Here is a 13,970-nt window from a genome sequence, read left to right as displayed (position 1 = left end):
CTTGGAGGCCGAACTGCTCGGACAGGGCGACAGCCAGGTCGAAGCGGTCAATCTGCGCCGCGCGCTGGCGGGGCGCGGAATGCCGCCGCGCCATGCGCTCGACGTCCTGATCGCCTTCCGCATGGACGTGACCAAACTTCGTTACGAGACCTGGGACGAGGTGATCCATTATTGCCGGTATTCGGCAATGCCGGTCGGCAGGTTCATGCTCGACGTCCACGGCGAGGATAGGTCCACCTGGCCGGCCTCGGATGCGCTTTGTGCCGGCTTGCAGATCAACAATCATCTTCAGGACTGCGGCAAGGACTTCAGGAATCTCAACCGTGTCTACCTGCCGCGCGATGCGCTCGCCACCAGCGGCGCTTCCGTCGAGCAACTGGGGGAGGTGCGTGCCGCGCCGCCGCTGCTGCAATGTCTGCAATCGCTGGCCGTACGCAACGAAGTGCTGCTCGAGCAGAGCAAATCGCTGGCAGCGGAGGTGAGGGATTTCCGGCTTGGGCTTGAGATATCGGTCATCCAGTCTTTTGCCGACCGGATCGTGCGCCTTCTCAGGGTGCGCGACCCATTGTCCGAGCGGGTACACCTTAATCCGCTCGAACTGCTCGCATTCAGCCTTGGCGGCATGGCCGCGGAGTCGGCCCGCCGTCTCTTGGGGCGTCGCCCGGTTTCGAAACCCGCGGCCGGCGCATGACCGGAGAGGTGGCCACAGCCAATCCCGGTTACGGGACCACCGCGTCGGGCAGCTCGTTCTATGCCGCGATGCGCATCCTTCCGCGGGAGCAGCGGGAGGCGATGTTTCAGATCTACAGTTTCTGCCGGCAGGTCGACGATATCGCCGATTCCGACGGTCCGCGCGAACAACGCTTGGCGGCGCTGCAGCAGTGGCGTGCAGACATCGACGCGCTCTATCAGGGCCATCCGCCGGCGCGCCTGCGCGACTATGCCGCCTCGGTCCAGCAGTTCGGCTTGGAGCGCGAGGATTTTCTGGCGATCGTCGACGGTATGGAGATGGATATCCCGCAGGACATCCGCGCACCGGATCTTGCGACGCTCGATCTTTATTGTGACCGCGTCGCAAGCGCCGTCGGACGCCTCTCGGTGCGGGTGTTCGGCCTGCCGCGCGGGGACGGTATCCAACTCGCCCATCATCTCGGCCGCGCGTTGCAACTGACCAACATTCTGCGCGACATCGACGAAGATGCCGCGATCGGGAGGCTTTACCTGCCGAAGGAAGGTCTGCTGCAGGCGGGGATCACCTCGACCGATCCGCTTGTCGTTGCGGCCGACCCCAGGTTGCCGAAGGTTTGCGCGCCGCTGGTGGAGCGGGCGAGAGGTCATTTTGCGGAAGCCGACGCGATCATGGCCCGCAATTCGCGCCGCGCCGTACGGGCGCCGCGGATCATGTCGAAATACTACGGCGCCATTCTGAAATTGCTTGTTGCGCGAGGGTTCGCTAACCCGCGACCGCCGGTTCGCCTGAACAAGGTGGCCCGCATCGCCATTCTGCTACGCCACGCTTTTTTCTGACGCTCACGAACTTCAAACACACTCGTCTCATGCAAAAAGTTGCCCATATTGTCGGCGCGGGAATTTCTGGCCTTTCAGCTGCCGTGAGGCTGGCGAACGCGAACTTCAAGGTGCACCTCTACGAGGCCACGCAACAGGCGGGCGGACGTTGCCGATCCTATTTCGATGCCGCCACCAACCTGACCATCGACAACGGCAATCACCTTCTGCTTTCGGGCAACCATCACGCGCTGGCCTATGCGAAGTCGATCGGCACCGAAGCGGGGCTGGTGGGACCGAAACGCGCCCAGTTTCCCTTTGTCGATCTTTCGACCGGAAAACGCTGGCAGCTCGACCTCGGCGATGGCCGTTTGCCATTCTGGGTCTTCGATGCGGCGCGACGGGTGCCGGACACCGGCTTGAGCGATTATCTGGCGTTGATGCCGCTGATCTGGTCTTCGCCCAGAAGGCTCATCGGCGACGCCATCCCCTGCAAGGGCGTGCTGTACCAGCGGCTGGTGCAGCCGCTGTTGCTGGCGGCGCTCAATGTCGATCCACCGGAGGGATCCGCCGGCCTTGCCGGCGCCGTTGTGCGTGAGACGCTGCTGGCCGGCGGACAGGCTTGCCGGCCGCTGATCGCGCGCGATGGCTTGAGCGCGGTGTTGATCGAGCCGGCGATCAGGCTGTTGCAGGACAACGGCGCCGAGGTCCGGTTCGGACATGAACTGCGCGGATTTGGCAGCACGGCCGACCGCGTCGACGAACTGAAGTTTGGCGAGGAGACGGTTTCGCTCGCACCCTCCGATGTCGTGGTGCTGGCCGTGCCGCCGCGGCCTGCCGCCGCGCTGCTTCCGGGACTGAAAACGCCGACCAAATTCCGCGCCATTGTGAACGCTCACTTCCGCTTCGACCCCCCGGAAGGCGCGCCGCCGATTTTGGGCGTCGTGGGGGGGCTGGTGGAATGGCTTTTCACGTTCCCTCAGCGCCTCTCGATCACCATCAGCGGCGCGGACCGCCTGGTCGACATGCCGCGTGAGGAGCTTGCCCAGGCCATTTGGCGGGATATCGGCCAGGCGGCGGGCATCACAGCCGAACTGCCGCCCTGGCAGATCGTGCGCGAACGCCGCGCCACATTTGAGGCAACGCCGGAACAGAACGCGTTGCGGCCGGGCGCCACGACAGCCTTGAAAAACCTGTTTCTTGCCGGCGATTGGACTGATACGGGGTTGCCGGCAACCATCGAAGGTTCGGTGCGGTCGGGTGACCGCGCCGCCGATCTCGTCCTCGCCGGCAGGTGATCGGCAAGGCCGGGACTTCAGTGAGATCGGACGGACAAGGTCAGGCAATGTCGAACGGCATGCATTCCGCAACGAGCAAGCTTGAGGGTGGAAGCGCCCTCGAGGCGAGCATCGATTCAGCAACGCAGGCACTGCTGGGATATCGACAGGCGGACGGGCACTGGGTATTCGAGCTTGAGGCCGACTGCACCATTCCCTCCGAATATGTGCTTCTCGCTCACTATCTGGGCGAGCCGGCCGATACGGTGCTGGAAGCGAAAATCGCCAATTATCTGCGGCGGATTCAGGGCGCCCATGGCGGCTGGCCGCTGGTCCATGACGGCGAGTTCGACATGAGCGCGAGCGTCAAGGCCTACTTCGCCTTGAAGATGATCGGCGATTCCGTCGATGCGCCCCACATGGCGCGGGCGCGCGAGGCGATCCATGCGCGCGGCGGCGCCAGCAAAAGCAACGTGTTCACGCGCTTCATGCTCGCGCTGTTCGGCGTGACGACGTGGCGCAGCGTGCCGGTGCTTCCGGTCGAGATCACGCTGCTGCCGATGTGGTCGCCATTTCACCTGAACAAGATTTCCTACTGGGCCCGCACGACGCTGGTGCCGCTCCTGGTGTTGGCGGCGTTGAAGCCGCGCGCGAAAAATCCAAAGGGCGTCGGCATCGATGAGCTGTTCCTCGAGGACCCGCGCTCGATCGGCATGACGTCCAAGGCGCCGCACCAGAGCCGGGGCTGGTTTTGGCTGTTTCGTTCGCTCGACAGCGTGCTTCGGGTGATCGAGCCGCTGTTTCCGAAAAGGCTGCGCGCCCGCGCCATCGATGCGGCCGTGGCCTTCATCGAAGAGCGGCTGAATGGCGAAGACGGGCTGGGCGCGATCTTCCCGCCGATGGCCAACGTTGTGATGATGTATGAGGCGCTCGGCAAGGATGCGGACTATCCTCCGCGCGCTGTCACGCGGCGGGGCCTCGCCAAGCTGCTGGTGATCGGAGAGGACGAAGCCTATTGCCAGCCATGCGTGTCGCCGGTGTGGGACACCGCGCTGGTCTGTCATGCCTTGCTGGAAGCCGGAAGCGAGCCCGCACTGGCGCCTGCCAAACAGGGGCTGGACTGGCTCGTGCCCAGACAGGTTCTGGATGTGAAGGGAGACTGGGCGGTCAAGGCCCCGCAGACCCGTCCAGGAGGATGGGCGTTCCAATACAACAACGCCCATTACCCGGATCTCGACGACACCGCGGTCGTCGTCATGGCGATGGATCGCGCCCGCGGTAGCTTGCCGAACCCCGCCTACGACGCGGCAATCGCGCGTGGACGTGAGTGGATCGAGGGCATGCAGAGCAGGGACGGGGGTTGGGCCGCCTTCGATATCAATAATCTCGAATATTACCTCAATAACATTCCGTTCTCGGACCACGGCGCCTTGCTGGACCCGCCGACCGAAGACGTCACGGCCCGCTGCATTTCCATGCTGGCCCAGCTCGGGGAAAACGCCAGTACGAGCCCGGCGGTGGCGGCAGGCGTCGCCTATCTGCGCAAGACCCAATTGGCGGAGGGGTCCTGGTACGGACGCTGGGGCCTGAACTACATTTACGGGACCTGGTCGGTGCTGTGCGGGCTCAACGCCGCAGGCGTCGGCCACCAGGACCCGATGGTGCGGAAGGCTGCCGACTGGCTGCTTTCGATCCAGAACGCCGACGGCGGCTGGGGGGAGGATGCGACCAGCTACCGACTCGACTATAAGGGCTTTGACCAGGGATTTGACGGGGGCCCGACGACGGCCTCGCAAACGGCATGGGCCTTGCTTGGCCTGATGGCGGCCGGAGAGGTCGAAAATCCGGCCGTGGTCCGTGGTGTGGAGTACCTCATGGCCACACAGACCCAAAAGGGCCTGTGGGATGAACAACGCTATACGGCAACAGGCTTTCCTCGGGTGTTTTATCTGCGCTATCATGGCTATTCGAAATTCTTCCCGCTCTGGGCGTTGGCGCGGTATCGGAATTTGCGAAAGACCAACAGCAGGGTGGTAGGGGTCGGAATGTGAGATTGGGGACAGGGGCGGGCACGCCGGTGGGAAAGGTCGACCCGCGGCCGGTGCTTATTGTGACTGGTCTGATTCAGGAGGCCCGGATCGCGTCCGGGCCGGGAATGACCGTTATCTGCAGCAGTAGCGATCCGCAGCAATTGCGCGCGCTGCTCACGGTATTCGATCCCGCGACGATCCGGGGAGTGATCAGCTTCGGCGTGGCCGGGGGGCTCGATCCTACCTTGAAGTCCGGCGATATCGTGGTGGCGACCGAGGTGCTGGCGGGCGATGCTCGTTGGCTCGCCGGCCTTGCCCTGAACGACGATGTGATGGCTGGATTTGGTTTCGGGCGCCGGCGGATCGTCAGGGGACGCCTGGCGGGCGCTGAGCAGGTAGTCGCCGCCCGTCACCTCAAGGAGGCGCTGCACCTGGAAACCGGTGCTGCGGCCGTCGACATGGAAAGCCATATCGCGGCGGAGTATGCCGACAAGGCCGGGCTACCGTTTGCCGCGCTGCGGGTCGTCAGCGACCCGGCCCACCGGGCTTTGCCGTCGCTCGCCAGGGCGGCCATCAAGCCGAACGGCGATATCGACCTGCGCAAGGTCCTGCGCAGCGTCGCGCGAAATCCGCGGTCGCTGCGCGATCTGGTCGCGACCGGGATCGACTTCAACCGGGCTCTTCGCAGCCTACGCGGCTGTCGAGGCCTTCTGCTGGGCAGCGAGGGCCTCGTCCCGGCGAATCTCTGACAGCCGCTTCTGCACTTCCGCAGAGAAGATGTACTGAGCGGGCCGCTGCTTGGTGAGATCGATTTCGGGCGCCATCGGGCCCGTCGTCCGGACGCCACGCACGGCCACCGCCAGCGCCTTCAGCGGATTGCTGAAAGCGGCGTTCGCCGCCGTCGGCTCATAGCCGCAATGGGCCATACAGTCGGCGCACTTCTCATACTTGCCGGTGCCGTAGGTGTCCCAGTCCGTCGTGTCCATCAGCTCCTTGAAGGTCTTGGCGTAGCCTTCACCGAGCAGATAGCAGGGCTTCTGCCAGCCGAAGATGTTACGGGCGGGCATACCCCACGGCGTGCATTCGTAGCTCTGGTTTCCGGCCAGGAAGTCCAGGAACAGGCTGGAATGCATGAAGTTCCACTTCTTGCCCTTGCCGCGCGCGAACACGTCGCGGAATAGATTCTTGGTCTTGGTGCGGTTGAGGAAGTGCGCTTGGTCGGGCGCGCGCTCGTACGCATAGCCCGGTGACATCGAAACGCCGACACCGAGTTCGACGGTCAAGTCGAGGAATTTGGCGATGTCCTCGGCCGAATGCCCGTCGAAGATCGTCGCGTTGACGTTGACCGCAAAACCCTTGGCCTTGGCGGCCTTGATCGCCGAGACGGCACGCTCGAACACGCCTTCCTGCGACACGGCCTTGTCGTGATGATCCTTCAACCCGTCGAGATGGACGGAGAAAAACAGGTAGGGCGACGGTTCGAACAGATGCAGCTTCTTCTCGAGCAACAAGGCATTGGTGCAGAGCGAGACGAATTTCTTGCGTTCCACCAGGCCGCGAACAATTTCGCCGATGTCCTTGTGAATCAACGGTTCTCCGCCGGGGATGGCCACCATCGGTGCGCCACATTCCTCGGCTGCATCCCAGCACTCCTGCGCCGTCATCCGGCGATTGAGGATCGCATCGGGATAATCGATCTTGCCGCAGCCGACGCAAGCGAGGTTGCAGCGAAACAGCGGTTCCAGCATCAGCACCAGCGGAAACTTTTTCCGGCCCATCAGCTTCTGCTTCATCAGATAGCCGCCGATGCGAATTTCCTTGAAGAACGGTATTGCCATCACGTGTCTTTCTGCATCCAGGGGATTGAGGAGTTTATCAGCCTACGGCTAACTCAGCCGGAAGCCGAAATTCGATATTTTCTTCGCGGCCCGGAAGCACCGAAACCGCGACCGGTCCGATGCGCCTTAAGGCTTCGATCACGTCGTCAACCAGTACCTCCGGCGCCGAAGCGCCGGCGGTGATGCCGACGGCTTTGGCGTCCTTCAGCCATTCCGGATTGAGTTCACTGCCATCGGCAATCAGGTAACTCGCCACGCCGACTTCGGTGCCGATTTCGCGCAGCCGGTTTGAATTGGAACTGTTGTTGGCCCCAACGACCAGTATAACGTCTACGAGCTTGCTCAGATCCCTTACCGCAGATTGACGGTTCTGTGTCGCATAGCAGATATCCCGGATGTCCGGGCCTTGAATATCTGTAAATCGCTGGTGGAGGGCGGCAATGATGTCCTTGGTGTCGTCCACGCTGAGCGTGGTTTGGGTGATATAGGCCACCGGAGCGTCAGCCGGCAGGGTCAGCGCCGCGACGTCGTCGACATCCTGGACCAGCAACACCGGGCCTGAAACCTGCCCCATGGTACCTTCGACCTCTGGATGGCCGGCGTGGCCGATCAGCACGAGGGACCGGCCCTTCGACATGTAGCGCTTGCCCTGGTTGTGGACCTTGGTCACCAGCGGGCAGGTGGCGTTCAGCACGGGTAGCCCACGTGCGGCGGCTTCCTCTTCGACGCTCCGCGCCACGCCGTGGGCGCTGAACACCGTGACCGCTTGCGGCGGAACCTCGGAAAGGTCCTCGACGAAGATCGCCCCTTTGTTTTTCAGGCTTTCGACCACGTATTTGTTGTGAACGATCTCATGACGCACATAGACCGGCGGGCCATACTTCTCGAGCGCGCGTTCGACGATCTCAATCGCACGGACGACGCCCGCGCAAAAGCCGCGCGGCTGCGCCAGATAAACTTCCATTGGACGGCCGTTACGCAAATTAAGCTACCCTCGTTTTGGCGCTCCGTCCGATCAGGACGTCGGCCAACATTTGTAATATCCGCAACTGCAATATCTACTCCAACCGCATCCGGGCCTGTTGGGGCAGGGCTTTGTGTCAAAAAAAGACCGTATAGGAAAGGCTGCTCAGGCGGGATGGTTCACGGGACAAATATAGCAGTGCCCAGAGTTAATTTAGGTAAAATGGTACAGATTTTCGGAGATGCCACCCGCAACCACCTCACAGCTGCGTCATTGCGCCCGGTTAGATCGTGATCTCGTGCTTACCGGCCCGGATTTGGCGTTTTCTGAGGCTCTTTTGGCCAGCAGCGCGGAAAAAACCCGCAAAACAACATTAGATTGGCCCGGGGAACTCCGCTAGACAGCGGGGCGTTTCCGGCAGGCCGTTAACTCCAGAAAGATCAGTTGTGCTGACAAAGATAGTTGTTTCGATTGTCCAGGCCTGCACCCGGTTTGCCGCCACGACTGTCTTGATTGCCCTCGCCCTTGCGATCGGGGCCGGCTTTTATGCTGCCGAACATTTCGAAATCAATACCGACATCAACACGCTGATTTCTTCCAAGCTCGACTGGCGCAAGCGCGACATTCAGTTTGACGATGCTTTCGACCGCGACCGCACGATTCTGGCGGTGGTAGAGGCGCCGACCCCTGAACTGACGAATTCGGCGAGTGCGGCGCTCTATCAGAAGCTCTCCGGTGACAAGCAGCATTTCGAGTCCTTGCAGCCGCTCGGTTCGGGCGAGTTCTTTGAAAAGAACGCGTTTTTGTTTCTCCCGAAGGACCAGGTCGCCCATCTCACTGGACAATTTGAATCGGCGGCGCCGCTCATTGAGATCATGGCCGGCGATCCGTCCCTGCGCGGGCTGACGGGGGCGCTGGAGACCGTGCTGGCCGGCGTCAAGCGTGGTCAGGTCAAACTCGACAGCACTGAGCGTCCCCTCAACCAGATATCCCAGACGGTCGAGGACGTGCTGAAGAACGGCAATGCGACATTCTCCTGGCGCCAGCTGCTGAGCGACAAGCCTCTGACCGACGCCGATCGGCGCGCCTTCATCGAATTCAAGCCGATTCTGGATTTCAATGCGCTCGAGCCCGGCAAGGCGGCAACCGATGCGATCCGAAAGGCCGCGAGCGATATCAACCTCGCGGGCCAATATGGTGCGCGGGTCAGGCTGACGGGCCCGGTGCCCATCGCCAACGAGGAGTTTGCGACGGTCGCTGACGGCGCCGTCGTCAATGGGATGGGGACCGTTCTGGTGGTGCTTGTCATTCTGTGGCTGGCGTTGCATTCGGCGAAGATTATCTCTGCGGTGTTCGCGAACCTGTTGATCGGTCTTACGATCACGACAGCAATCGGCCTGAAGATGGTCGGCTCGCTCAATCTGCTTTCGATTGCCTTTGCCGTTTTGTTTGTGGGACTGGGGGTGGATTTCGGCATTCAGTTCAGCGTCCGCTATCGTTCGGAGCGTTTCAAAGGCAACGATCTGAAGACAGCGCTGGCAAAGGCCGCCGAACGTTCCGCAGTTCCGCTCTCGCTCGCGGCGATGGCGACCGCATCGGGATTTATGTCGTTTCTGCCGACCGACTATAAAGGCGTTTCCGAACTCGGCGAGATCGCCGGCGTCGGCATGCTGGTTGCCTTTCTCTCGAGTATCACCGTCTTGCCGGCGTTGCTCAGCCTGCTTAATCCGCCAGGGGAAGACGACCCGGTCGGCTATGCCTTTTTAGCCCCGGTCGATCATTTCCTCGAAAAGCACCGCGTGATCGTGGTTGGCGGAACCTTGCTGGTCGCGGCCGCCGGCCTGCCGCTGCTTTATTTCCTCCACTTCGATTTCAATCCCATGCACTTGCGCAATCCCAATGTTGAATCGATCGCGACGTTTCTCGACCTGAGAAAGGATCCGAACACCGGCGCCAACGCCATCAACGTGATGACGAACTCGGAAGCCGATGCGAAAAAGATCGAAGCCAAGCTTTCCCAACTGCCGGAAGTGCTCAACGTCGTCTCGCTGGACAGTTTCGTGCCGGAAGATCAGCCGGAAAAATTGCGGCTGATCGCGCAGGGAGCGAAGGTGCTCAATCCGGTGCTTAATCCTGACTCGATCGACGAGGCGCCGTCGGATGCGGAAAACGTCGATGCCTTGAAAGGTACGGCAGAAAGTCTGCGCAAGACGGCGGGCGATGCGAAAGGCCCGGGGGCCGTAGCGTCGCGGCGGCTTGCCGACGATCTGTCAAAGCTTGCCGATTCGAATGAGGCCACGCGTCAAAAAACCCAGGCCATCTTCGTCGCGCCATTGAAAGTCGTGCTCGATCAACTCAAGAACGCGTTGCAGGCAAGGCCAGTCAGCCTGAACACCTTGCCGGCCGATCTGGTGAGTGGCTGGAAGACCAAGGATGGCCTGATGCGCGTCGAGGCCGAGCCGCGCGGCGATCCGAACGACAACGAAACGCTGCGCAAATTTGCCGCCGCCGTGCTTGCCGCCGAACCGACCGCGATCGGCGGTCCGGTATCGATTCTCAAGTCCGGCGACACGGTCGTGAAGGCTTTTATTCACGCCGGATTCTGGGCGCTGCTCGTGATCAGTTTGCTGCTCTGGATCACGTTGCGGCGCATCACCGATGTGCTTCTGACGCTGGTGCCGCTCCTGGTGGCGGGCGCGGTGACACTCGAGATCTGCGTGCTGATCGACCTGCCGCTCAACTTCGCCAATATCGTCGCGCTGCCCTTGCTGCTCGGCGTCGGCGTCGCCTTCAAGATTTACTATATTACGGCGTGGCGTTCCGGGAGAACGAATCTGCTGCAATCAAGCCTGACGCGCGCGATCTTTTTTAGCGCGCTAACAACGGCCACTGCGTTCGGCAGTCTGTGGCTGTCGAGCCACCCCGGAACCGCAAGCATGGGCAAGCTTCTGGCGCTGTCGCTGGTGACAACGCTTGCCGCGGTGTTGCTGTTTCAGCCAGCGTTAATGGGAAAACCGCGCGATGTCGGGGAGTAGGCAGATATCTCCGACGGGGTCAGCGGCCGCAGCGGCCGCCGTTTGCTTCTGACCCATTTTCGCCGCTTGGTCGGCGCCGGTAGTTTTCGGGGGAACCGTAGTTTTTGGGGGTACCGTGGTCTTCGTAGCTTTTGCTAGGCTGTTTGCGCTGGTCGGTGGAACGGGGCCGGGGATTCGGGTCCAGGTTTCCCCGCCGCACAAAAAGCCAAGCACGCAGCCTTTGATTTCCAGCTTATCGGAATCAATGGGCTTGATGGTCGAGCTGTAGGTTTTTCCGTCGTTGGCGTTGTAAACTTCGCCCTCCCACTGATCGACCACCCCGGGCTTCTTTTTCATATTGATGAGGATTGGTATGCCCAGCGTTGGTCTGCTCCTCTTGGAGGCATCGGGATTGTGTGCGTCGACGCCCCCGGGATCCTTCTCCCAGATCACCGCGCCCCACATGTTGCCGTTACATTCCGCGACGCGGATATGGGCCACACCATCCGCCACGCGCCAGTCTCCGGTCGGATCCGCCGCCAATGCGGACGCTGTCGTCAAGGCGGAAAACATTCCAAAAAAAATAGCGGTGCGCGTGATATCTCGTGGGCAGTGCAACATGGCGTAACCTATGCTCAAAAGAATGATGGGAAGGATGGCAAAACGCCGCACAGGGCGTTTTCGGTTGACGGAACGGGCACTAACCGAAGTATCTAGCTGATGACATATTCCAATCTAGACGTTTCTGAGATGTTTGTGGACCTGCAGGGGCAACGCAGCTCCATGCACGCGCGCCATTTGAACGAGCAGCTCGTTCGAGTTCTCAAAACGATTGGATATGATGTCGGTTTCCAGAAGGGCCAAGGTCAATACCTGTACGATCGCGAGGGCGCTCGCTATCTCGATCTATTGAGCGGTTTTGGCGTTTTTGCGATTGGACGGAACCATCCGGCCCTGCGCAAGGCGCTCAAGAGTGTCATCGACAGCGATCTTCCCAACCTGGTGCAGCTCGACGTTTCAACCCTCGCCGGCGTGCTCGCGGAGCGATTGCTCAAATATGTGCCATATCTGGACAAGGTCTTTTTCGCAAATTCAGGCGCGGAGTGCGTCGAGGCCGCGATCAAGTTCGCCCGTGGCGCCACCGGCCGGCCAGGCATCGTCTATTGCGCGCATGCCTATCACGGGCTGACCTATGGTGCGCTATCGCTCACCGACGATCCGAATTTCCGTGGTGGATTTCAGCCGCTGCTTCCCGGCTGCACCTCGATTCCGTTTAACGACCTCGCGGCGCTCGAGCAGGCGCTGTCTTCGCGTGAAGTCGCTGCTTTCATTTTCGAGCCGATCCAGGGCAAGGGCGTCAACATGCCCACCGACGAATTCCTGCCCGGCGCGGCTGCGCTCTGTCGCAAGTACGGCACGCTGATGGTTGCCGACGAAATTCAGACTGGCATGGGGCGAACGGGGCGCTTCCTCGCGGTTGAGCACTGGAACGTCGAACCCGATATGGTTCTGTTGTCTAAAGCGCTTTCGGGCGGTCACGTGCCGGTTGGCGCCGTGCTCATGCGCAAGGGTGTCTTCGACAAGATCTTCAGTCAGATGGATCGCGCACTTGTGCACGGTTCGACGTTTGCAAAGAACGATCTGGCGATGGCCGCCGGCATCGCGACGCTTGAGGTCATCAAGACGGAGAAGCTGGTCGAGGCCGCCGCCAAGCGCGGCGCCGAACTGCGGCTCGCACTGAACCGGATGGTTCCGGAATACGAGCTGTTGAAGGACGTGCGTGGCAAGGGATTGATGATAGGCCTTGAGTTCGGCTCGCCGAAATCGTTGCGGCTGAAAGCTTCCTGGAATGTGTTGGAGACCGCCAACAAGGGTCTGTTCTGTCAGCTGATTACAGTCCCCTTGTTCAAGGACCACAAGATACTCACCCAGGTGTCAGGCCATGGCAGCCACACCATCAAGCTGCTGCCGCCGCTGACCATCACCGAAGAAGACTGCAACTGGATCGAGCGCGCGTTCGATTCCGTGATCGCGTCCAGTCACAAGGTCCCCGGCGCCATCTGGTCGCTCGGCAAGACGCTGGTCGACAACGCGGTTCGCAAGTCAGCGTAAGCGCTTCAACGCGAATCTTCCAGGATCATCGCCGCACCCTTTTCGGCGATCATTGCGGTCGGGGTGTTGGTATTGCCCGAGGTTATCGTGGGCATGACCGATGCGTCTGCGACCCGAAGCCCCGCCAGGCCACGAAAGCGCAAGCGCTCGTCGACGACGGCCATCGGATCGTTGGCCGCTCCCATTTTCGCTGTTCCCACCGGATGGAAGATCGTCGTCCCGATGTCGCCGGCGGCCTTCGCCAGCGAGGCTTCGTCGTCGCCGACTGACGGGCCCGGCAAAAATTCTTCCGGATGATAACGCTCAAGCGCTTGCTGTTTCATCAGGCGTCGCGTGGTGCGGATGGCGTCGGCGGCGACCTGACGGTCTTCAGCGGTCGAGAGATAATTTGGCGCGATCGAAGGCGCCTGATCCGCAGCCGCCGATTTGATCCGCACCGTGCCACGCGATACCGGCTGCAAGTTGCAGGCGCTGACTGTGATCGCTGAAAAGCGGTGCAGCGGATCGCCAAACTTGTCGAGCGACAACGGCTGGACGTGGAACTGGATGTTGGCCCGGTCGCGGTTCGGGTCGGAGCGCGTGAAAATGCCGAGCTGCGAGGGCGCCATGGTCAGCGGCCCGCGCCGCCGGAAGGCGTAGTCGAGCCCCATCAGGCCGCGCCGCACCAGGGAATAATAGGTTTCGTTGAGCGTGCGCACCCCGGTGACCTTGTAGATCGCGCGCTGCTGCAAATGGTCCTGCAGGTTTCGCCCGACACCGGGCCGGTCAACGACGCTGGTGATACCGAGTGGGGTGAGCCATTCTGCCGGACCAATGCCGGATCGATGCAAAACCTGCGTCGAGCCGATTGAACCGGCAGAGAGGATGACTTCACCTTTGGTGCGGGCCTCGAACACCTTGCCGTCTCTTGCGAACACAACGCCGACGGCGCGGCCGTTCTCGACGATGAGGCGGTCGACCAGCACGTTTTTCTCAAGGCGCAGGTTGGCGCGCTTCAAAACCGGCTTGAGAAAGCCGCGGGCCGAAGACCAGCGGCGCCCGCGCTTCTGGTTGACGTGGAAATAACCGACGCCTTCATTGTCGCCAGTGTTGAAATCCGGAATCTTACGAATCCCCATCTGCTCGGCTGCATCGCCGACGGCATCGAGGATCGCCCACGACAGCCGCGGCGCCTCGATACGCCAGCCGCCGCCGGTGCCGTGGTGTTCGCTCTCGCCGAGAAAGTGATC

At 61.6% G+C, this 13,970-nt stretch carries 11 protein-coding genes; 7 read left to right on the top strand and 4 right to left on the bottom strand.

What is annotated here, in order from left to right; genetic code table 11:
- From WB528_RS27600 to WB528_RS27580, 5 genes are all read left to right on the top strand, one after another.
- A partial coding sequence (locus WB528_RS27600) for a squalene/phytoene synthase family protein (RefSeq protein ID WP_423892509.1) occupies positions 1 to 691 on the top strand: 691 nt, incomplete at its 5' end.
- Positions 688 to 1,527 carry a presqualene diphosphate synthase HpnD gene (gene hpnD / locus WB528_RS27595; protein WP_423892508.1) on the top strand — a complete coding sequence of 280 codons (840 nt, stop codon included), beginning with the start codon at positions 688 to 690 and terminating at the stop codon, positions 1,525 to 1,527. The genes WB528_RS27600 and hpnD, both read left to right, overlap by 4 nt.
- A gap of 29 nt (positions 1,528 to 1,556) precedes the next feature.
- Complete coding sequence (gene hpnE, locus WB528_RS27590; RefSeq protein ID WP_423892507.1) at positions 1,557 to 2,804, top strand: hydroxysqualene dehydroxylase HpnE; 1,248 nt, start codon at positions 1,557 to 1,559, stop codon at positions 2,802 to 2,804.
- Between the two features lie 47 nt (positions 2,805 to 2,851).
- Positions 2,852 to 4,834: a squalene--hopene cyclase gene (shc, locus tag WB528_RS27585; protein WP_423892506.1), complete on the top strand. Its 1,983-nt coding sequence runs from the start codon at positions 2,852 to 2,854 to the stop codon at positions 4,832 to 4,834.
- Complete coding sequence (locus WB528_RS27580; RefSeq protein ID WP_423892505.1) at positions 4,831 to 5,562, top strand: phosphorylase; 732 nt, start codon at positions 4,831 to 4,833, stop codon at positions 5,560 to 5,562. The genes shc and WB528_RS27580 overlap by 4 nt, the downstream gene beginning before the upstream one ends.
- On the opposite strand, the gene hpnH is transcribed toward WB528_RS27580, so the two are convergent.
- Positions 5,503 to 6,651, bottom strand: a complete 1,149-nt coding sequence (gene hpnH / locus WB528_RS27575) for an adenosyl-hopene transferase HpnH (protein ID WP_423892504.1) — start codon at positions 6,649 to 6,651, stop codon at positions 5,503 to 5,505. The genes WB528_RS27580 and hpnH overlap by 60 nt on opposite strands.
- A gap of 37 nt (positions 6,652 to 6,688) precedes the next feature.
- Positions 6,689 to 7,615, bottom strand: a complete 927-nt coding sequence (ispH, locus tag WB528_RS27570) for a 4-hydroxy-3-methylbut-2-enyl diphosphate reductase (protein ID WP_423892503.1) — start codon at positions 7,613 to 7,615, stop codon at positions 6,689 to 6,691.
- 446 nt (positions 7,616 to 8,061) lie between these two features.
- Between ispH and WB528_RS27565 the strand changes: the two genes are divergently transcribed.
- Positions 8,062 to 10,650, top strand: a complete 2,589-nt coding sequence (locus WB528_RS27565) for an MMPL family transporter (RefSeq protein ID WP_423892502.1) — start codon at positions 8,062 to 8,064, stop codon at positions 10,648 to 10,650.
- Here WB528_RS27565 and WB528_RS27560 read toward each other — a convergent pair.
- Positions 10,618 to 11,250: a DUF2147 domain-containing protein gene (locus WB528_RS27560; protein ID WP_423892510.1), complete on the bottom strand. Its 633-nt coding sequence runs from the start codon at positions 11,248 to 11,250 to the stop codon at positions 10,618 to 10,620. The two genes, WB528_RS27565 and WB528_RS27560, sit on opposite strands and share 33 nt — an antisense overlap.
- A 99-nt stretch (positions 11,251 to 11,349) precedes the next feature.
- Between WB528_RS27560 and hpnO the strand changes: the two genes are divergently transcribed.
- On the top strand, positions 11,350 to 12,741 hold the full coding sequence (hpnO, locus tag WB528_RS27555) for an aminobacteriohopanetriol synthase HpnO (protein WP_423892501.1): 1,392 nt from the start codon (positions 11,350 to 11,352) through the stop codon (positions 12,739 to 12,741).
- Between the two features lie 5 nt (positions 12,742 to 12,746).
- Here the strand turns inward: hpnO and WB528_RS27550 are convergent.
- Positions 12,747 to 13,970, bottom strand: a 1,224-nt coding sequence (locus WB528_RS27550; RefSeq protein ID WP_423892500.1) for a GMC family oxidoreductase, incomplete at its 5' end; no start/stop codon positions are given.

Source organism: Bradyrhizobium sp. (genome assembly GCF_049586575.1).
Taxonomy (GTDB): Bacteria; Pseudomonadota; Alphaproteobacteria; order Rhizobiales; family Xanthobacteraceae; genus Bradyrhizobium.
Note: the sequence above shows the minus strand (reverse complement) of the source record. Positions and strands in the feature narration are given on the sequence as shown.